Here is a 19,504-nt window from a genome sequence, read left to right on the forward strand (position 1 = left end):
TGATCATGCTAGTTGATAATTTAGAAAAAATAAATCAAGAAATTCAGCTGGCATGCCAAAAAGCTTCAAGGTCAGACAATGATGTAACAATGATTGCTGTGACTAAATCAGTGGAAAAAGAGATCGCCAAGGAGCTTGCTGAACTTGGTGTTGAGAATATGGCTGAGAACCGAGTCGACAAATTACTAGAAAAAAAAGCGGCACTTGAAAATTTTTCATCTATTAAGTGGCATTTGATTGGTAATTTACAGCGTAGGAAGGTAAAATCAATAATAAATAAGATAGATTATTTTCATGCTTTGGACAGTTTGAAATTAGCACAAGAAATCCAAAAACGAGCAGAAAAGCAAATTTCCTGTTTTGTTGAGGTGAACGTAACCGGTGAAGAAAGTAAACATGGATTCAAATCAGAGGAAGTACTCGATTTTATCCATCAGCTAGCTGAGTTTGATCAAATCAAAATCATAGGATTAATGACTATGGCTCCGTTAGATGCTTCTGAACCAGTTCTTCATGAAGTATTTTCTAAGCTAAAAAAACTGCAATCAGCAATAAATAATCAGCATCTGTCATATGCACCATGTACAGAGCTTAGCATGGGAATGAGTAACGATTTCCCGATTGCTATTGAAGAAGGTGCAACTTTTGTACGAATCGGAACAGCATTATTCAGAGGTGCGTAAAGGAGGGGAATCTATGTCAATTTTTAGTAAAAATGCGTTATCGAGCTTTTTTGGATTATCTGGTGAAGATGAATATGATAATTATGATGAATATGAAGAGCAAAAGGTAGTGAATGAACAACCAAGACAGACGGTTCGACAAACACAAGCACAGGTACAAAGACCGACTGAGCCTTTAACCGAAAAACCATCTGCTCGTTATCGTTCAACAGAAACGCATCAAGATAAGAAAGAAAGCCGTCAGGAAACAGCATTTAATGAACAAAAGGTTGTCTCCATGCGTAGTTCTAATAACTCAAGTTCAAAACGTTCGCAAGATACACATAGCGCAGGTAGACCAGGAAAAATAACGATTATTGAACCGAGGGTTTATTCTGAAGCAATGAATATTGCTAAACATATTATTGCAAGTGATGCTGTATTGATTAATTTTCATTTAGTGGAAGAAAATCAAGCAAGAAGAATTGTTGATTTTCTAACAGGAACGGTTTATGCATTAGATGGAGATATTCAACGTGTAGGCGATGAAATTTTTCTTTGTACACCATCAAACATTGAAATTGATAGCGCAACGGCTCAATCATTAGCGAAGAAACAAATGTTTGATTTCTAGTCAGGAGGTAATGATTATCGCTCTATTTATATATTTATTATATAAGGCTGTTCAAATTTATTCAGGACTTTTAATCATTTATGCATTGTTATCTTGGTTTCCAGGAGCCTACGATTCTACATTTGGTCGATTGATTGCAAGAATCTGTGAACCTTACTTAAGCATATTTGACCGATTAAATTTGAGAATAGGCATGGTAGGTTTTAATGTAATGATTGCAATCATTGTATTAAATTTAGCTGCTAGTGCACTGGGACGGATTTTACAATCAATCATGTATTAATAAAAGAAAGGATGATTTATCTGTGAACGCAAATGTGTACCAACATTTTCGAAAAGATGAGCATCCTTTTATTGATTCTGTTGGAGATTGGTTGGAACAGGTTGAAAGTCAGTATGCTCCTTATTTATCTGACTTTTTAGATCCTAGGCAAGCTTATATTTTAGAAACATTGATACGGCAAAATAGTGAGCTTGAGTTCCAATTTTACGGTGGATACGAACAAGCTGAGCGGAGACGCTGTCTGATTTTTCCAGATTACTATGAACCAAAAGAAGAGGATTTTGAAGTAGAATTACTTGAAATTGTTTATCCTGTAAAATTTTCTACCTTATCTCACGGTAAAGTACTAGGAACCCTAGTTAATACAGGGATCAAGCGTGAATATTTTGGTGATATTATTTCTGATGGTGATAGGTGGCAAGTATTTGTTGCGAAAGAAGTAGCAAATTTTGTCATAACTCAGGTAGAGAAAATCGGGAAAATTTCAGTAAGACTAGAAAAAAGAAACTATACAGAGATCATTCTTCCAAAAGATGATTGGTCACATGAGCGGACAACAATAAGTTCACTACGTCTGGATAATTTAATCTCTAGCGTATATAATATATCTAGACAGAGATCAAAACAGTTGATCGAATCTGGAAAAGTTAAAGTGAATTGGACGGAGAATATCAGACCAGATTTCTTAGTAGACTTACTAGATATCGTGTCGATTAGAGGTTTTGGCCGAATTCAAATCCAAGAGTTAGAGGGTAAGACGAAAAAGGACAAGTTTCGTTTGTTATTGGGAGTTCTACGAAAATAATCCAAAGAGGTGAAGGAATATGGCATTAACTCCATTAGATATTCAAAATAAGAATTTCTCTACGAAAATGAGAGGTTACAATCAAGACGACGTCGATGATTTTTTAGATCAAGTAACAAAAGATTATGAAGATTCACTTCAAAAAACACGTGAGCTTGAAAAATCATTAAAACATGCTGAAGAAAAATTACAATATTTCAATGAATTGAAAGATGCGTTGAATCAATCAATTATTGTGGCTCAAGATACTGCAGACAAAGTGAAAACAAGTGCGAACAAAGAATCAGAGGTAATCGTAACTTCTGCTGAAAATACAGCAAATGAAATGATTTCTTCTGCTGAAAAACGTTCAAGCAATTTAATTACTTCTGCTGAAGAAAAAGCCAAAGAAATTTTAACAGATGCAACTGATCGTGCTCGTCAATTAGCAGCTGAAACAGATGATCTGAAGAAGAAAACACGTGTCTTCCATCAACGTTTAAGCTTAATGTTAGAAGCACAATTAGAGCAAGTGAAAAGTGAAGAATGGAACGAATTATTAAAACCATTCTCAAGTTACGTAAGTGACTCACATACTGTTATCAAAGAAGTCTTAGCAGGTGAACTTGATAGTAGCAATGATGTAGCTGTTGAGACAACACTAACTGAAGAACCAACTACAGTGGATGAACCAACATTAGAACAAGCAGCTATGGATCCAAAAGCAATGTTAGATCTATTAAATAAAGATCCTAAATAATTTTGTAAATAAATAGAACAGAAAAGTCAATAACCATTCTTTTAGCGAGTCAATGATAGTGCAAGTTTGACAGACCCTGGTATTGAAAAGATCCTCTATTTTACTCAAGTTTGAATCAAGTAAAACTTGACGAGTGATTTCGTTAACAATTAACAGAGGAAATAATTGAGTTGATCGATTATTTTAAATTTGGGTGGTAACGCGAGTACTTTCGTCCCTTGGGATGAAGGTACTTTTTGCTGTTCATCACTACGACTGGCTCCGCCAGAGTAGATGATGAACAGTACTTAGCGACTGCAAGGAGCGAAGTAACCTCACCAAAATTTCTGATGAAAAACAAAGCAAGTGATCCAGTTTAGACTATATTTCATTTATTAGCAGCATGACTTATTAAGCAATCGTTACAAAAGAAAGCGAGGAAATAGAAATGAAAATGAAAGAGACATTACAATTGGGGAAAACTGCTTTTCCAATGCGTGGGAATCTGCCAAACCGCGAGGTAGAGTGGCAAAAAGATTGGGAAGAACAAAAAATCTATGAAAAACGTCAAGAATTAAATGAAGGGAAACCAACATTTGTCCTTCATGATGGACCTCCGTATGCAAATGGAAATATCCATTTGGGTCATTCATTAAACAAAATCAGTAAAGACATCATCATCCGTTCAAAATCTATGTCAGGATTTCGTTCACCATATGTTCCAGGCTGGGATACGCATGGGTTGCCGATTGAACAAGTGTTAACCAATAAAGGTGTTAAAAGAAAAGAAATGACTTTAGCTGAGTATCGTGAAAAATGTGAAGAATATGCTCGTTCACAAGTAGATACACAACGAGCTGATTTTAAACGTTTAGGTGTTGCTGGAGACTGGGAACATCCTTATATTACATTAGATCCTTCATACGAAGCTGCTGAAATTCGAGTGTTTGGAAAAATGGCTGAAAAAGGGTATATCTATAAAGGTCTAAAACCTATCTACTGGTCTCCTTCAAGTGAGTCATCATTGGCAGAAGCTGAAATTGAATATAAAGATGTTAAATCACCTTCTATTTATGTAGCTTTTAAAGTAGTTGATGGCAAAGGAATATTAGATACAGAGACTTCATTTGTGATCTGGACGACAACACCTTGGACACTACCTGCGAATTCAGGAATTTCGGTAAATCCAACCTATCAATATGTCCTTGTAAATGCTTATGGCAAAAAATATGTTGTGGCAAAAGATCTTTTAGAAAACGTTAAGGAAGCAATTGGCTGGGATGAAGTCGAGATTCTAGAAACGATTTCTGGTAAAGATCTAGAATATATGACAGCACAGCATCCATTTTATGATCGCACTTCTCTAGTAATGTTAGGGGACCATGTAACTTTAGACGCTGGTACTGGATTAGTTCATACTGCTCCTGGACATGGTGAAGATGACTATATTGTAGGGAAAAAATACAATTTAGATGTTTTTTCACCTCTGGATAACCGTGGCGTATTTACAGATGAAGCACCAGGTTTTGAAGGGATTTTCTATGATAAAGCAAATCCAATGATTACGGCACTACTTGATGAAAAAGATGCACTCTTAAAATTAGATTTCTTTACCCATAGTTATCCACATGACTGGCGTACAAAGAAACCAGTGATTTATCGTGCTACACCACAATGGTTTGCTTCAATCGATAAGTTCCGTCAAGACATCTTAGATGAAGTTGAAAAAGTCGATTGGATCCTACCTTGGGGAAAAACGCGTTTATACAACATGATTCGTGATCGTGGCGATTGGGTTATCTCTCGTCAACGTGCGTGGGGCGTACCATTACCGATTTTCTATGCTGAAAATGGCGAAGCAATCATTACGCCGGAAACAATTGATCATGTAGCGAATCTTTTTGCTGAACATGGATCAAATGTTTGGTTTAAGCGTGAAGCTAAAGAGTTATTGCCGGAAGGTTTCACACACCCAGGTTCTCCAAATGGTGAATTTACAAAAGAAAATGATATCATGGATGTTTGGTTTGATTCTGGTTCTTCACATGAGGCTGTCTTGCGTGAGCGTCCAGAACTAACTTTCCCAGCTGATATGTATCTAGAAGGCTCTGATCAATACCGTGGCTGGTTTAATTCAAGTATTACAACAAGTGTAGCGATCAACAGAGTAGCGCCTTATAAAGCTGTATTATCCCAAGGATTTACCTTGGACGGTGAAGGTCGCAAAATGAGTAAATCATTGGGGAATACGATTTTACCAGATAAAGTAATCAAACAAATGGGTGCAGATATTCTACGCCTGTGGGTAAGTAGTGTGGATTATGAAGCGGATGTGCGTGTTTCGATGGACATCTTGAACCAAGTCTCAGAAGTTTACCGTAAAATCCGCAATACAATGCGTTTCTTATTAGCAAACACAAGTGATTTTGAGCCTAAAGAACACACTGTTGCTTATGAAGAATTACGTTCTGTGGATAAATATATGGTTGTCCGTTTAAATCAAGTGATTCAAGAAATTCGTGAAAAAGGCTATGAAAAATATAATTTCATGCAAATTTATCGTTCAGTAATGAACTTTTTAACAGTTGATCTATCTTCATTCTATTTGGATTTTGCCAAAGATGTTGTCTACATCGAAGCAGAAGATAACTATCAACGTCGTTGTATGCAAACTGTGTTCTATCAAACGGCTGTTGCTCTAACAAAACTTTTAACGCCAATTATCCCTCATACTTCTGAGGAAATCTGGAGCTTCTTGAAAGAAGACGAAGATTATGTTCAGTTAGCTGAGTTCCCAGGTTATGCTGAGTTTGCCAATCAACAAGAGTTATTAGACACTTGGGCAGCGTTTATGGACTTTAGAGATAATGTTCTAAAAGCGTTAGAAGAAGCACGTAATTCTAAATTGATCGGTAAATCATTAGAAGCGAAAGTGACGGTTTATCCTAATGAACAAATCTATGAGTTATTAACAGCTGTTGATGCTGATGTTGCTCAATTATTGATTGTTTCTGGTTTTGAGGTTGCGGCTAAAACGGCAGAAGTTCCTGAAAACGTGGAAAAATTCGATGATATGTCGATTCTTGTGGAAAAAGCAGCGGGTGAAACCTGTGACCGTTGTCGTGCTGTACGTACAGATGTTGGTGAAGATGAAAAATTACCACATTTATGTGCGCGTTGCGCTACAATTGTTGAAGAAAATTATCCAGAAGCTGTGGCAGAAGGATTTGAAGATTAATAAAAAGGACTCTGGAAATTATCCAGAGTCCTTTTTATTAATCTAATTTTCCACGTTCACGATACCAGATATCTGGTTGCCAATCCCAGGTAAATCCATCTTTTGCCAACAGATCAAATGAAGTATCAGGTCCCATCGATCCTGCTGCATAATTAGGGAAATCAACGGAGGTTTTATCCCAAGCTTGACGAATGATATCAACGATACGCCAAGATTGAGCAACTTCGTCCCAATGAGAGAAGTTTGTCCCGTCACCGTTTAAACTATCTAATAATAGCTTTTCATAAGCTTCAGGGCTATTTCCTGTTGTTTCTGCACTATGACGATAATCCAATTTGACAGGTGTCGTCGTGAAGCCTTGACCAATCTGTTTTCCATTTAATGTCATAGAAAATCCTTCTGTTGGTTGAATATAGATTGTTAAGACGTTTGGTGGCAAATCTGTTTTTTCACCACATTTGTCGATGTCGTCTTTAAAAACATTGACTGGTACTTGTTTGAAGACAATATTGATTCGTGTTCCTTTTTCAGTTAGACGTTTCCCAGTACGAATGTAGAAAGGAACGCCTGACCAGCGGAAGTTATCGATCAAGAATTTACCCGCAACGAATGTTTCTATTTGTGAGTGTTCATCAACATTTGGTTCTTCGCGATAACCGATAAATTGCTGATCATCTAATTTTCCTTCACCATACTGACCACGAACAAAATTCTCCAAAGCTTCTTCTTCTGAATACAGACGGATTGCTTGTAATGCTTTGACTTTTTCTGCGCGGATTTCTGCTTCTGAAAAAGCGACAGGTGGTTCCATGGCTAATAATGAGACAACTTGTAAAATGTGGTTTTGAACCATGTCTTTTAAGGCACCACTGTGATCATAATAGCCACCACGATCTTCAACACCTAAGCTTTCTGCAAAAGTGATTTGAACATTATCGATGTAGCGATTATTCCATTGAGATTCAAAAATGTTATTAGCAAAGCGAATTGCGGAAATGTTTTGAATCATTTCTTTGCCTAAGTAATGATCGATTCTAAAAATATCTTTTTCAGGGAAAACGGCCCGAATTTCTTCATTTAACTGATAGGCAGAAGCATAATCAGCGCCAAATGGTTTTTCGATAACTAAACGATCAAAACCATTATCTGTTAGAATTTTTTGTGATTTTAAATGCTGAACGATCGTACCGAAAAATTGCGGAGCCATAGCTAGGTAGTAAATATGATTGCCGCCTAATTCGTATTTATCACTTAAAGTATCTGATAATTTTTTTAGCGTATCGTAATGTTCAGAGTCATTGACATTGTGAGCTTGATAATAGAAGTGACTTGAAAAAGCAGCGGCTTCTTCTGTTGTTGGATTTAGATCTTTGATCGTTTCACGAACGATTTCGCGGTAGTAATCATCAGACCATTCTCTTCTTGCTGTGCCGATCACAGCAAAATGTTCAGCCAAATTGCCTTTACGATATAACCGGAATAAAGAAGGATATAATTTTCTTTTGGCTAAATCACCAGTGCCGCCAAATATAGTAAATAGAGCTATCTTTTCATTCATTTCATTTCCCCGCTTTCATAATGGAGGTTGTGACAGAAATTTTTCTGAAACCACCAGTTCTTATAATTTATCCACAAAAATAGTGCTTGCTGCTTTATAACTTATCGATAATTTCTTTGTTTCATTACTTATACTGATCGGACCTTCGTAAGCTGCAATATCATTGATCGTGTATTCTTCATGAATTTGCAGATCGATCGAAACAAGATAATCCAATAATTCTTTCTCATCTAAAACGCGAGCGATACGAATTGTAGTCCCAACAGGATAGTCTATTAATGTTTGACGTTTTTCTTCGTGAACAGGTTGATCATCTCTGGGGATGACACCGCCATGAGGACAAAATTTCGGTTGATTCAAGTAAGTAGATAAACGGTTTGCCAAAGTTTGAGAGGTAACATGCTCTAAGACTTCTGCCTCATCATGAACTTCATTCCAGGAATAGTTTAAATGCTCAACCAAAAAGACTTCCCATAAGCGGTGTTTGCGAATCAGTGTACTGGCTTTTTTTAAGCCTGACTCGGTTAATTGAACACCTTGATAGGGTGAATGTTCGACCAATTTTTCTTTTACTAATTTTGAAATCATTTCGCTGACAGAAGCTGCTGAAACATCTAAGCCCGCGACAATTTGTTTATTGTTGATTTTATTTTCATCGCCACCTAATTCAAAAATCAATTTTAGGTAGTCTTCGCGATTTGGGGTCATATCGTTCATCCTTTCAAAGAAGCCATCAGCATAAGTTTATCAGAAAATTGTTTTTTTGACCATTTAATAATATGTTAATCTTGAAAAAAATGTGTGTTTGACTTTTTGAATCTACAAATAGGGAACAAACACTTGATTGATAACGTTTTCTCGGTTCTTTTTGGCTTATGTTTTAGTTTAAATTGGTGAGTACAGGATTATAAAAAAAATGGATTGTTAAAATAAAATTAGAATTTTCGGGAAATGAGAACACCAGTTGATCAACGTTTTATATAATAGAACAAGACTTTTAAGTGAACTTTGCTTTATAATGAAAGTATCATCTTCGAGGAGCGGAAAAAATATGAAACAAAACCAATACATTTTATCGATAGATCAAGGAACAACGAGCTCAAGAGCAATCATCTTCAATCATGATGGACAGGAAGTTGCCAAAGCCCAAAAGGAGTTTACTCAGTATTTTCCAAATCCTGGTTGGGTCGAGCATGATGCTAATGAAATTTGGAATTCAGTTCAGTCTGTGATTGCAGATGTACTGATCGAAGCAAAGTTAAAACCTGCTCAGATCAATGCAATTGGAATCACCAATCAACGTGAAACAACGGTTGTTTGGGATAAACAGACAGGCGAACCGATTTACCGGGCCATTGTTTGGCAATCTAAGCAAACAAATGAATTAGCGGATGAACTGAAAGAAAATGGTCATCAAGAGTTTATTCAAAAACGAACAGGCTTGATCATCGATTCTTATTTTTCTGCAACTAAAGTAAAATGGCTACTAGAGAATGTCAAAGATGCCAAAGTAAAAGCACAAGCTGGACAACTATTATTTGGTACGATCGATACCTGGTTATTGTGGAAACTGACAGGTGGGAAAGTGCATAAGACAGATTACACGAATGCTAGTCGAACGATGCTATTTAATATTCATTCATTAGATTGGGATCAGGATATCTTGGATATTCTGGGTATTCCAAGAATGATGTTGCCGCAAGTGTGTTCAAATGCAGAAATCTATGGTTATACAGAAGACTATCATTTTTATGGAGAAAATATCCCGATTGCTGCAATGGCTGGTGATCAGCAGGCGGCGCTCTTTGGTCAGGCGGCTTTTGAAAAAGGAATGGTTAAAAATACGTATGGCACAGGCGCATTTATTGTGATGAACACAGGGGAGCAGGCAATTTTATCTGACAATGGTTTATTGACTACGATCGGTTATGGAATAGATGGCAAGGTCAATTATGCTTTAGAAGGAAGTATTTTTGTGGCAGGCTCTGCTGTTCAGTGGTTACGTGATGGATTGAAATTGATTGAAAAGGCTGAGGAGTCAGAAGCCTTGGCAAATCAAGTCACAGATTTGGATGGCGTGTATGTTGTACCAGCCTTTACGGGGTTGGGAGCGCCTTTTTGGGACCAGAAATCCAGAGGAGCAGTTTTCGGTTTAACAAGAGGAACAACAAAAGAACACCTGATTCGTGCAACATTGGAGTCGATAGCCTATCAAACCGCTGATGTGATCAAAACAATGGAAAATGATTCTAAGATTACAATTAAGCGATTAAGAGCGGATGGTGGAGCTTCAAAAAATGATTTACTGATGCAGTTTCAAGCAGATATCATTGACAAACCAGTAGAAGCGGCTGATTTTTCTGAAACTACAGCTTTAGGTGTTGCTTATCTAGCTGGTTTAGCCGTCGGTTTTTGGCAAGATTTAGCTGAAATTAAAGCATTTGCTCATCATGGCAAACGATTTGAAGCACAAATCAATGATGCTAAGAGAACGGAACTGTATGATGGCTGGAAAAGAGCAGTTCAGGCAACGATGGCTTTTAAGCCGACTGAATAAAGCATGTGAGAAAGGAGCATGATGATGATGTATCGACCCAAAGTTTGGCAAGATTTTCTAAATGATTATCAAGAAGTAGCTCCTGATCTACGTTTAAGTTCCTATATACAATCGTATTGGATTAGTTATACAGATTCATCTAGCCCGCCAAGTAGAGTCATTCCTGATTTGTGTTCTGACTTAATTGTGCAACTAAGCACTGAATTAGATGTTTTACAGGTCAATATTTGCGGTCCCAGTACACACTTTTTTTATTCATATTCGGATCAGCCATTGATTTATTTTGGTATTCGGTATTATTTAGGCGGCATGTATCCTTTTTTGGGTCAGTCTTTTAAAGGGTTGAAAGATCAGTTGCTGGAGTTAGCTTTGTTTGAAAAAGGCATAGCGACTGAGTTGATTACGTGTTTATCTGGGCAAGAGTCTCTTAGTGTTTTAATCGAGAGTGCAAATCTTTATTTTTTAGAACGTTTGAATCGTTTAACTGTAAAAAAAATCTCAGCACCAATTCAGACATTTTTTGAAGAACATTATCAAGGGATCAGCTATCCTGAAAGTATTGCGAGTAGTTCTTTATCTGAACGTAGTTTACAGCGTACATTTAGAGAAGAAACGGGTCTTTCACCGTATGAAGTATTTGATGTTCTACGTTTTCAAAAGGTTTACCAGGAATTGGTCAGTCGACCAACGATTGAGCATCTGGACTTAGTCGAAAAATATGGTTTTTTTGATCAAGCTCATTATTCTCGAAAATTAAAAAAGATGACGGGATTATCACCACAGGCAATCCGTCAGCATGTCGGAATTTTACAAGACAATATTTAAGCTTGAAACTATAATGGAGAAAAGGAATGGAGGGAATCAAAAATGAAACTAGATATGGTCGGAATCATTGTTGAATCGATGGAGGAAGCAATTTTATTTTATGAGCGATTTGGTTTTGAAGCTTTAGGAGAAAAAGAGGCTGCTTATGTAGAACTGAATAACGAAGGAATGCGTATCTCATTAAATACTAAAAAAATGATTGAAGGAATTTATGGTTATCCGCCCAAAAGTGCAGGGGATAAAATCGAATTAGCTTTTATTTGTGATTATCCTGCAGAAATCGATCAATTATGCGGGAAAATGAAAGGGTTTGGCTACGAACTTTTTCGTGAACCTTGGCAGGCTTTTTGGGGTCAATATTACGCAATTATCAAAGACCCCGACGGTAATTTATTGAGCCTGTTTTGCAATGAGTAGAAGGGGGCAGCAAATGCAAGATAACATTCAGTATTTAAAAGATGAAGCAAGAAAATGGCCAGGGGCTACAGTTGAGTATCGGGAAGATTGGGATTGCGATTATTTTGGCATTGAGAAGAAATGTTTTTGTATGCTTGGGACCAATAAAACGGGTGACCGGGTGATGACGGTTAAAGGTGATCCAGCAGAAAATGAATTGTTACGAGAACAATATTCAGATGTCGTTCCTGGATATTATGCTAATAAAACCCATTGGAATTCATTTTTACTAGAAAAGTCTTCTTTTACCGAAGAACAATTAGCTCTATTTTTAAAAAAATCTTATCAGTTAGTTCTTGAAAAATTACCTAAGAAGGTTCAATTGAAGTATCACCAATAAAAGTTAAAAACGCCACTTTAACTGTAAAAGTAGCGTTTTTTTTGAATTATCCTTGATGTAGATAAAAGTTGATTAATGTAATCACCCAAATATGTAATGGATAGAATACATAAAATAAATATTTGAAGAACGGATTATTGCTCCCTTTTTGACCATTATATAAATGAATAAAAGGAATAACTGTAAGGAATAGAAATTCTGGATTTCCTTCAAGCTGTACTTTAATCATTTCAAAAGAATATTCTGGTAAGCCAAGTAGAGGCATGATAATCAAAGGAATTGCCAAAATAAGATAAGAAATATTTCTTTTTTTCGCATTGTCTCTGAAGAAATAACTTAGTAGCATAAATGGTATAACGACAAGCCCACCTTCTGCGGGAATCAAGCCTAAAGTAGTAACCAAGGTCAAAATAATTGCTAAAAGTGTTGATGTTATTTTAAAGAAGGGTTCCTTTATTCGTTTAGAAAAATCGATTAGTGTTAAAATTGTCACGCCAACAGCTAAAGTGAGAAAAATATTTCTAAAAGCATAATATAATGGATCTGTGATGATTAGTGTGTTAATCAGCGTATTTCCTATAAACATGATAGTAGCCCAGCCGTATAGACGCAGTAGGTATTTTTTTCGACTGCTTGTGTAATGGAAGCCTTCCACTGCCATAAAGGCAAAAAATACAGCAACGCAGCGGGTCAACATATGGATTGGGGTACCAAATTGTGGCGGTAAAAGTGGTGCAAGATGATCAAGTAGCATTAAGCCCATCATGATCAGTTTTAATTGATTTCCGTTCATTTATTCTCCTAATTAATTGTTATTTTATTACTTTTTATAGTATAAAAAAATTAAGCTTTTTTTGCGTGGGAATCAACGAACAATTGTCTTACAAAATTGAGAGTGAGAAGTAAGATGAACGTTTATTACAACGATTTACTTCTGATAAAAAAAAACAAATCAATCAGTAGTTGAAGGCCTAAATAGTATTTCCATTACTTTAAAATTATGATAAGCTTGAGTATAGGTTGGTTAGCGATTAAAAAAGGAGAAAAAAATGAAAAAAACTGTATTATTTTATGGGGTATTGGTATTACTATTAGGAGGCTGTGCCGCAAAAAGCGAATCTGACTCTGCATCTAGCAGTCCAGTTAAAGAGACAAGTGTATCCAGTACAACGAGTGAAAGCTCGAATAAGGAAGCGGAATCTACTACCAGTACAAAGAAGCGTAAATCAAAAAAAGTAAGGACACCTTCTAGTACAACTGAAAGTAGTAAGAAAGAAACAGTGAAACAATCAGAGGCAAATGGACAGCTTTTTGTGCCTAATCCAGAAGAAGATGATGAAGAGGTTTATTATGAGTCATCAGGGGATGGGAACATATCAGCTTTTGTTCCAGATTATTCACAATACGATAAAGAACAAGTAATCAGCAAACTAGGGGAACCAAGTCAGATCATCACAGATGGTGCAGTGATTCGAGATCGATTGGAAGAGAGCGAATGGCAATTGATCAAGGAACAGTTTGATCTAGGTAAGTTAACTGAAGGACAAGCAAAAGCCTTTATGTTTGCTACGAAAGATCTATCTTTAGCAGCAGCGATAAGTATGGAGCTAGAATTATTAGTGTACGATGATCAAAGCAAACCTAATATTTACCTATCAGAAAATAGCGTTAAGTTTATTACACCAATGACAGACTATATTGAGTTTACTGGGAAAATCAATACTATATAAATTACTTTGAAGAGAGAAACTAGCGATGGTTTTCTCTTTTTTTTGCTATGATGGCAATTGTTTATCTGGAAAATATATGCTATTAATTAACTATTAAATCGAAGATGAAAGAAGTGGCTGTATGTGAAAAGTAATTATTTATGTGAATATCAATCAAATTTATTCAGTCTGTCAAAACAAGAACATGAGGAGAAAATCAAGATCATTCAGTTGTTTGTAGAAAATGGCCTGATAAAAATCGGTACAAAGACTTATCCGATTGTGTATGGGGATATTTATTTTATAAATGCTGGGGAAGGCTACTCTATTGTTGAAATAGAAGAAGAGCTAGTGCAAAGTACGATTATGGTGTCAGCTGATCATTTAAAAGAATTAGCCAAAATGTTGGATTTTGAATCCGACTATTATAAAATCTTTGAAAAAAAAGGTCATTTTCATGTAGCATCTCCTCATTACAAAGCGATTGATCGGCGTTTTAAAGAAGCCTTTAGTGTAGTTGCAACAGACAAACCATTTTCAAAAGCGTTATTTGTTTCACGAGTATTTGAATTGCTCAACTATGCTGTTGTGGCGATAGAAAAAAGAAAATAAAAAAGTTGAGAATAATTGTTGACTCTCCCCTAGCTGGAACCTATATGATAAGTTTGTCTCGAGACAGTAAAAAATAGTTGCTTTGAAACATAGTGAATAAAATGAACTGATGTTGAAAAGTACAAGGTGAAGCGAAACGGAACGTTGTCACCATATCTAGCTACGTGGGCTAGCTCTTCGGAAAAAAGATAAAATCTGATTGTGGCAAAAAGCGCCACCCTCCTATTTTCCTATTTTTCTGTCAGAACTGTACGAGCCCGTTACGCTTTTAAATTAGGAGGTAATCATGTTATCAATTGGTGATTTTTCAAAAGTTTCCCAGGTTACGCCCAAAACGCTACGCTATTACGATGAAATCAATCTACTAAAACCAACGTCTACAGATGTTAAAAGTGGCTATCGTTATTATGATGTAAGTCAGCTTGAAATTATTCTTTTGATCAAGAGATTGAAAGAATATACATTTTCTTTAGAAGAAATTAAGCAGGTTCTTGAAAGTGAACAGGATCAAGAATTGTTACAGGTAACGATCAATAAAAAGAAAAAGGAAATCAGCCAAAAGATGCAGAGTTATTCCCGATTATTGGAGCGTATCACTGATGATTTATCGATATTAGAAAGGGGAAATAAAATAATGTCTTATTTGAATACAATCGAAGTTAAACTTACAGAAGTACCAGAAATGAATCTTTTATATCTTAGAAAACAAATGAATGTCAATGAATATGGTCACTATATAGGGGAACTATTTGGTCGTCTAACTGCAGAAAAATTTACGCCCACAGGACCGCCACTAACGATTTATCATAGTCCAGATTTTGATCCAGAAAATACCGATATGGAATTAGCCGTACCGATTGCTGAACAAAATGAGCAAACGAGAACTTTTGCTGCGAGCCTATGTGCAGTGTCTACGTATACTGGTCCTTATACAGAATTATCTTCAGTATATAGCAAGATTTTAAAGTGGATCGAAGAACAAGGGTACACAATGAATGGAGCACCATTTGAAATCTATCAAACAGATCCTAATACCACTGCACCTGATAAAAATATAGTTGAGATCTATTTTCCAGTAGCACTTTGATAAAATCAAGTTGAATAGTGTCATTTAACAGTGATTCCTCAGATTATTAGTCTGTGGGGTTGCTGTTTTATTTATAAGAAGCAAGTTAAAAAAGGTTTAAAATAAGCCTTGAAAATCATTTTAATAGGCATTACTCTTATTCATGAGAACGCTATTGATTATTTTTTTCATGAATAATGACAGTATACATGATTTCTACAAGGAAAAGATTTCCTCTTGTGCGTAATTTAAGTTTTGCAAAAACTATTGACTATATTTGTTTTTCGTGATAGATTGTTTAAAAATATATGAGAAAAAAATGAAAAAATGCTGACCAGAATAGTAGATGAGTTGCTTCGTTTTAGAGAGTTTCCGGTTGCTGTGAGGAAATAGCGAAGGATCATTGAACACGCCTGTGAATTATTTTTCTGAAATCACCCGTTTAGCTTAACGAAATTAAGTTCGTTTTCTAAATTCAGTAGGAAAAATCGGAGAGCCCGTTATCGCTTTTTAGTTTATCTAACTAACAGAGGTTTTTACTGTGAAGTAAAAATAAATCTGAGGTGGGACCACGTGAAACTTATTCTCGTCCTCTTGGCTTATTTGCCAAGGGGACGATTTTTTATTTTGGCTATTAAGTATAGAGGGCGAGCGAAATGGGATGTTGTTACTGTATGTTGTCTAGCTTCAAGAGCTAGCCTCTCGGGAAAAAGATAAAAACTCAATGAGACAAAAAGCGTCTCAGTCATTTTTTTCTATTTTCCAGTCGAGGCTGAACAAGCTCTTTCAGCTTTTAGCGTTATCTAGCTTCGCGGGCTAGCTCTTCGGAAAAAAGATAAATTCTAAATGAGGCAAAAAGCACCTCAGTTAGAATTTCCTATTTTTCTGTCAGAGCTGGACGAGCCCGCTACGCTTTTAAATTTAGGAGGAAATCGTATGAAATGGAATCGTAGTTTACCGTCAGGTACAAAGGATAAGTTATTTCGAGAAGCTAATGGTGCCTATCAATTAGAGCAACAAGTTAATGATATCGTGAAAAAAAGAGGATACCAGCGTATTGATACGCCAGTGATCGAATTTGAAGATGTGTTTTATAGTGAAGAAAAAAATGAGAAAGAATTTTATCGTTTTTTTGATAAACAAGGTCGCTTACTTGTTTTACGGCCAGATATGACTATGCCAATAGGGCGTGTAATTGCCACAACAGGAATTCAACCTCCGCTTAAATTATCTTATAGTGGAAAAGTCTTCCGCTCAAACGATGATATGTTAGGGGAACAAAATGAACTGACACAAGCTGGTATTGAATTGATTGGCTATTCCTCTTTGAAAGCAGAAGTTGAATGTCTCTCTTGTGCTGTTGAAATTTTAGAGGAACTAGAGATACCTAATTTTCATTTTGAGTTAGGTCATGCACAAATTTTTCGTTTGATTGTAACATCACTGGGATTAGACGAGACAGCAAAAACAGAACTTCAAACGTATTTTAATCATAAAAGCTTAACAGACCTTCAACGATTCGTTGCCATTTATCCTAGTGAACTAGATGCATTTATCTGTGCAATTCCCAGATTGTTTGGTGAAGTAGAAGAAGTCTTGCCAGTCGCTAAAACATTATTGCCTAATGAGTCGAAAATCATCCCAGTCATCGATGAGCTAGAAAAACTAATGAGTGTTATTAAGAGCTATCATGAAACTATTTCATTGACTGTAGATTTAGGGTTAATAACATTGATGGATTATTACACTGGTGTATTGTTTAACGGGTATGCTGATTTAGTGCCAGATATTTTTTTACGAGGTGGCCGATATGATCATTTGGCGGAACAATTTGATCATCCGATGATACCTGCAGTTGGATTAGGCATCAATTTAGATACCTTGGTTACGTTACAGTACCAACTAAATAAGCTTGCTGCTTTAAAACCGCCCACAACGCTAGTTCATAGTTCTTTAGCACAATTGGGCAGAGCAGAATCCTTGGTAAAAGAGTATCCTGATTATCAGTTATCGTTATTTGAAACATTGGAAGAAGCGATAGAATATGCTGAGAAATGGCAATATCGACAGGTAATTGAAGTGCTAGAAAATAAAACACATGTAACAAAGGTAGGTGACCAAAATTGACACAATTAACGATTGCGCTGACGAAAGGGCGTTTGGAAAAACAGACCCTAGCTCTATTTGAACAAGCAGGGATCGACATTTCGTTTATACAGGACAAGCAACGAAAATTGATTTTTATTAGTCCTGATCAACGCTTTAAATTTCTTTTAGTAAAAGCGGCTGATGTGACGACTTACGTGCGTCATGGCGTAGCAGACCTAGGAATCGTTGGTAAAGATGTCTTGATTGAACATCCAGTTGGTTATTATGAAATGTTGGATTTAAAGATTGGTGTTTGTAAATTTTCTGTTGCATCAACAAAAAGTTATCAACCAGATGATTATAAACGAAAACGGATTGCAACGAAATATCCAGCAGTTGCTTCTGAACATTTTCGTAGAAAAGGCGAAGATGTTGAGATCATTAAGATCGAAGGATCTGTGGAAATTGCACCAGTTTTAGGATTAGCGGATGCAATCGTCGATATTGTCGAAACAGGCACAACCTTAAAAGAAAATGGTTTAGAGATTTTTGAAGATATCTGTCCAGTTTCAGCGCGAGTAATTGTAAATAAAGCAATGCTTAAACGTAAACGTCAAGCAATCTTTCGACTGTTTGATGAATTAGAGAATGTGATTGGAGGAGAAATGATATGAACTGGCTGACGGGAAGCATCACAGAAATTTTGACTGCATTAAAAGCGGAGGTAAAGCTAGCCCATGAAGACAATCAAGAGATAGAAGAACAAGTTCGTCAAATCATTCAACAAGTCATTCAAAATGGTGATAAGGCACTAAAAAACTATTCAAAAAAATTCGATCAAGTTGAGCTTGAGGACTTGTTTATATCAAAAGAAACAATCGATTTGGGCTACCAACGAGTAGAGGATGAAGTCCTCAAAGCTCTAGAAGCGGCTAAAGAGAATATTGTGAGTTACCATCAAAAGCAAAAACAGTATGACTTTATGGACACCGAAAAACAAGGTGTACTACGGGGGCAATTAGTGCTACCTTTAGCCCGCGTAGGTGTTTATGTACCAGGAGGTACGGCAGCTTATCCTTCTTCTGTATTGATGAATGCTCTGCCAGCTAAGATTGCGGGAGTTGAAGAAATCATCATGGTCACCCCGCCTTCAGTTGACGGCATCCCAGATGTAATCTTAGCGGCAGCCAAAATCGCTGGTGTAGATAAGATTTTTCAATTGGGTGGAGCTCAAAGCATTGCAGCACTTGCTTATGGGACTGAAACGGTACCGAAAGTAGACAAAATTGTCGGACCAGGTAACATTTATGTAGCGACAGCTAAAAAACAAGTTTTTGGTACCGTCGGAATCGATATGATTGCAGGACCTTCTGAAATCGGGATTATCGCAGATGAAACAGCTAATCCTGCATACATTGCAGCAGATTTGCTGTCGCAAGCAGAACATGATACGCTTGCCAGAGCGATCCTAGTGACAGATTCAAACCAGCTTGCAGAGCGAGTTGAAAAAGAAATTTATCGACAATTAGAAACATTACCGCGCAAAGAAATTGCAAAACAAGCAATCGAAAATCATGGAATGATCATTATTGCTTCAACAGTTGCAGCGATGTTTACGATCATGAATGAGATCGCTCCAGAACATTTAGAAGTCCAGTTGCTCGATCCAATCAGCTATTTACATGAAATCAAAAATGCTGGATCGATTTTTTTAGGCGACTATGCATCAGAACCAGTAGGAGATTATTTTTCAGGAACAAATCATGTGTTGCCAACAAGTGGTACGGCAAAATTTTATTCACCGTTAGGCGTTTATGATTTTGTGAAGTATAGCCAAGTCACCTATTATACAAAAGAAGCCTTAGCGCAAGCGAAGGAGGCAATAGCACTCCTGGCACGAAAAGAAGGTTTAGAAGCACATGCAAGAGCAGTTGAATATCGGTTTAAGTGATT

General features: G+C 36.5%; 19 protein-coding genes and 1 other annotated feature. Of the genes, 16 read left to right on the forward strand and 3 right to left on the reverse strand.

All coding sequences use genetic code 11. The annotated features are described in order from the left end of the window. Positions 1–5 precede the first annotated feature (5 nt). The 6 genes from A5866_RS14870 to ileS all read left to right on the forward strand — a co-directional run bounded on the left by A5866_RS14870 (position 6) and on the right by ileS (position 6,340). Positions 6–683 carry a YggS family pyridoxal phosphate-dependent enzyme gene (locus A5866_RS14870; protein ID WP_086280155.1) on the forward strand — a complete coding sequence of 226 codons (678 nt, stop codon included), beginning with the start codon at positions 6–8 and terminating at the stop codon, positions 681–683. 13 nt (positions 684–696) lie between these two features. After that, complete coding sequence (locus A5866_RS14875) at positions 697–1,296, forward strand: cell division protein SepF (RefSeq protein WP_086444972.1); 600 nt, start codon at positions 697–699, stop codon at positions 1,294–1,296. Positions 1,297–1,306: 10 nt separating this feature from the next. Further along, positions 1,307–1,579 (forward strand): YggT family protein, encoded by a 273-nt coding sequence (locus A5866_RS14880; RefSeq protein WP_244148138.1) that lies wholly within the window; start codon positions 1,307–1,309, stop codon positions 1,577–1,579. Positions 1,580–1,601: 22 nt separating this feature from the next. Continuing rightward, a complete protein-coding gene (locus A5866_RS14885) occupies positions 1,602–2,384 on the forward strand; it encodes an RNA-binding protein (protein ID WP_086444971.1) in 783 nt (260 codons plus the stop codon). A 19-nt stretch (positions 2,385–2,403) separates the two neighbouring features. Next, positions 2,404–3,123 (forward strand): DivIVA domain-containing protein, encoded by a 720-nt coding sequence (locus tag A5866_RS14890; protein ID WP_086444970.1) that lies wholly within the window; start codon positions 2,404–2,406, stop codon positions 3,121–3,123. Positions 3,124–3,550: 427 nt separating this feature from the next. Beyond that, positions 3,551–6,340: an isoleucine--tRNA ligase gene (gene ileS, locus A5866_RS14895; RefSeq protein ID WP_086444969.1), complete on the forward strand. Its 2,790-nt coding sequence runs from the start codon at positions 3,551–3,553 to the stop codon at positions 6,338–6,340. Between the two features lie 37 nt (positions 6,341–6,377). On the opposite strand, the gene zwf is transcribed toward ileS, so the two are convergent. Together zwf and A5866_RS14905 are read right to left on the reverse strand one after the other, a co-directional pair. Continuing rightward, on the reverse strand, positions 6,378–7,898 hold the full coding sequence (gene zwf / locus A5866_RS14900; RefSeq protein WP_086444968.1) for a glucose-6-phosphate dehydrogenase: 1,521 nt from the start codon (positions 7,896–7,898) through the stop codon (positions 6,378–6,380). A gap of 60 nt (positions 7,899–7,958) precedes the next feature. Next, complete coding sequence (locus tag A5866_RS14905; protein WP_086280176.1) at positions 7,959–8,606, reverse strand: metal-dependent transcriptional regulator; 648 nt, start codon at positions 8,604–8,606, stop codon at positions 7,959–7,961. Between the two features lie 343 nt (positions 8,607–8,949). Here A5866_RS14905 and glpK point away from each other — a divergent pair, with 343 nt between their 5' ends. Genes glpK through A5866_RS14925 form a run of 4 tightly spaced genes read left to right on the forward strand, consistent with a single transcriptional unit; the run spans position 8,950 to position 12,076 of the window. Beyond that, on the forward strand, positions 8,950–10,455 hold the full coding sequence (gene glpK, locus A5866_RS14910) for a glycerol kinase GlpK (protein WP_086444967.1): 1,506 nt from the start codon (positions 8,950–8,952) through the stop codon (positions 10,453–10,455). 24 nt (positions 10,456–10,479) lie between these two features. After that, on the forward strand, positions 10,480–11,280 hold the full coding sequence (locus A5866_RS14915) for an AraC family transcriptional regulator (protein WP_086444966.1): 801 nt from the start codon (positions 10,480–10,482) through the stop codon (positions 11,278–11,280). Between the two features lie 42 nt (positions 11,281–11,322). Then, complete coding sequence (locus tag A5866_RS14920) at positions 11,323–11,697, forward strand: VOC family protein (RefSeq protein ID WP_086444965.1); 375 nt, start codon at positions 11,323–11,325, stop codon at positions 11,695–11,697. 13 nt (positions 11,698–11,710) lie between these two features. Beyond that, positions 11,711–12,076 (forward strand): MmcQ/YjbR family DNA-binding protein, encoded by a 366-nt coding sequence (locus tag A5866_RS14925; RefSeq protein ID WP_086444964.1) that lies wholly within the window; start codon positions 11,711–11,713, stop codon positions 12,074–12,076. 46 nt (positions 12,077–12,122) lie between these two features. Here A5866_RS14925 and A5866_RS14930 read toward each other — a convergent pair whose 3' ends face one another. Further along, on the reverse strand, positions 12,123–12,869 hold the full coding sequence (locus A5866_RS14930) for a TraX family protein (protein WP_086444963.1): 747 nt from the start codon (positions 12,867–12,869) through the stop codon (positions 12,123–12,125). 256 nt (positions 12,870–13,125) lie between these two features. Here A5866_RS14930 and A5866_RS14935 point away from each other — a divergent pair, with 256 nt between their 5' ends. From A5866_RS14935 to hisD, 6 genes are all read left to right on the forward strand, one after another. Next, positions 13,126–13,806, forward strand: coding sequence for a DUF4947 domain-containing protein (locus tag A5866_RS14935; RefSeq protein ID WP_086280193.1), 681 nt, complete (start codon positions 13,126–13,128; stop codon positions 13,804–13,806). A 123-nt stretch (positions 13,807–13,929) separates the two neighbouring features. After that, positions 13,930–14,397 carry a hypothetical protein gene (locus A5866_RS14940; RefSeq protein WP_086280199.1) on the forward strand — a complete coding sequence of 156 codons (468 nt, stop codon included), beginning with the start codon at positions 13,930–13,932 and terminating at the stop codon, positions 14,395–14,397. Positions 14,398–14,683: 286 nt separating this feature from the next. Beyond that, complete coding sequence (locus A5866_RS14945) at positions 14,684–15,484, forward strand: MerR family transcriptional regulator (protein WP_086444962.1); 801 nt, start codon at positions 14,684–14,686, stop codon at positions 15,482–15,484. A 300-nt stretch (positions 15,485–15,784) separates the two neighbouring features. Then, positions 15,785–16,060 (forward strand) — a binding site (T-box leader). A gap of 339 nt (positions 16,061–16,399) precedes the next feature. Further along, entirely contained in the window at positions 16,400–17,590 is a 1,191-nt protein-coding gene (gene hisZ, locus A5866_RS14950; RefSeq protein WP_086280204.1) for an ATP phosphoribosyltransferase regulatory subunit, read from the forward strand. Further along, the gene (hisG, locus tag A5866_RS14955; protein WP_086280207.1) at positions 17,587–18,225 is read left to right on the forward strand and encodes an ATP phosphoribosyltransferase; all 639 of its coding nucleotides are present in this window, start codon (positions 17,587–17,589) and stop codon (positions 18,223–18,225) included. Before hisZ ends, hisG begins: the two co-directional genes overlap by 4 nt. Next, positions 18,222–19,502 carry a histidinol dehydrogenase gene (gene hisD, locus A5866_RS14960; RefSeq protein ID WP_086444961.1) on the forward strand — a complete coding sequence of 427 codons (1,281 nt, stop codon included), beginning with the start codon at positions 18,222–18,224 and terminating at the stop codon, positions 19,500–19,502. Before hisG ends, hisD begins: the two co-directional genes overlap by 4 nt. Positions 19,503–19,504 lie beyond the last annotated feature (2 nt).

Origin of the sequence: Enterococcus sp. 12C11_DIV0727, assembly GCF_002148425.2 — a bacterium.
In the GTDB taxonomy this organism is placed as follows: Bacteria; Bacillota; Bacilli; order Lactobacillales; family Enterococcaceae; genus Enterococcus_L; species Enterococcus_L lemimoniae.

Excerpts from the sequence above, each read along its gene's own strand:
- A5866_RS14870 (WP_086280155.1), top strand. The coding sequence starts at position 6 with ATGCTAGTTGATAATTTAGAAAAAATAAATCAAGAAATTCAGCTGGCA.
- A5866_RS14875 (WP_086444972.1), top strand. The coding sequence starts at position 697 with ATGTCAATTTTTAGTAAAAATGCGTTATCGAGCTTTTTTGGATTATCT.
- A5866_RS14880 (WP_244148138.1), top strand. The coding sequence starts at position 1,307 with ATGATTATCGCTCTATTTATATATTTATTATATAAGGCTGTTCAAATT.
- A5866_RS14890 (WP_086444970.1), top strand. The coding sequence starts at position 2,404 with ATGGCATTAACTCCATTAGATATTCAAAATAAGAATTTCTCTACGAAA.
- ileS (WP_086444969.1), top strand. The coding sequence starts at position 3,551 with ATGAAAATGAAAGAGACATTACAATTGGGGAAAACTGCTTTTCCAATG.
- zwf (WP_086444968.1), bottom strand. The coding sequence starts at position 7,898 with ATGAATGAAAAGATAGCTCTATTTACTATATTTGGCGGCACTGGTGAT.
- A5866_RS14905 (WP_086280176.1), bottom strand. The coding sequence starts at position 8,606 with ATGACCCCAAATCGCGAAGACTACCTAAAATTGATTTTTGAATTAGGT.
- glpK (WP_086444967.1), top strand. The coding sequence starts at position 8,950 with ATGAAACAAAACCAATACATTTTATCGATAGATCAAGGAACAACGAGC.
- A5866_RS14915 (WP_086444966.1), top strand. The coding sequence starts at position 10,480 with ATGATGTATCGACCCAAAGTTTGGCAAGATTTTCTAAATGATTATCAA.
- A5866_RS14920 (WP_086444965.1), top strand. The coding sequence starts at position 11,323 with ATGAAACTAGATATGGTCGGAATCATTGTTGAATCGATGGAGGAAGCA.
- A5866_RS14925 (WP_086444964.1), top strand. The coding sequence starts at position 11,711 with ATGCAAGATAACATTCAGTATTTAAAAGATGAAGCAAGAAAATGGCCA.
- A5866_RS14930 (WP_086444963.1), bottom strand. The coding sequence starts at position 12,869 with ATGAACGGAAATCAATTAAAACTGATCATGATGGGCTTAATGCTACTT.
- A5866_RS14935 (WP_086280193.1), top strand. The coding sequence starts at position 13,126 with ATGAAAAAAACTGTATTATTTTATGGGGTATTGGTATTACTATTAGGA.
- A5866_RS14945 (WP_086444962.1), top strand. The coding sequence starts at position 14,684 with ATGTTATCAATTGGTGATTTTTCAAAAGTTTCCCAGGTTACGCCCAAA.
- hisZ (WP_086280204.1), top strand. The coding sequence starts at position 16,400 with ATGAAATGGAATCGTAGTTTACCGTCAGGTACAAAGGATAAGTTATTT.
- hisD (WP_086444961.1), top strand. The coding sequence starts at position 18,222 with ATGAACTGGCTGACGGGAAGCATCACAGAAATTTTGACTGCATTAAAA.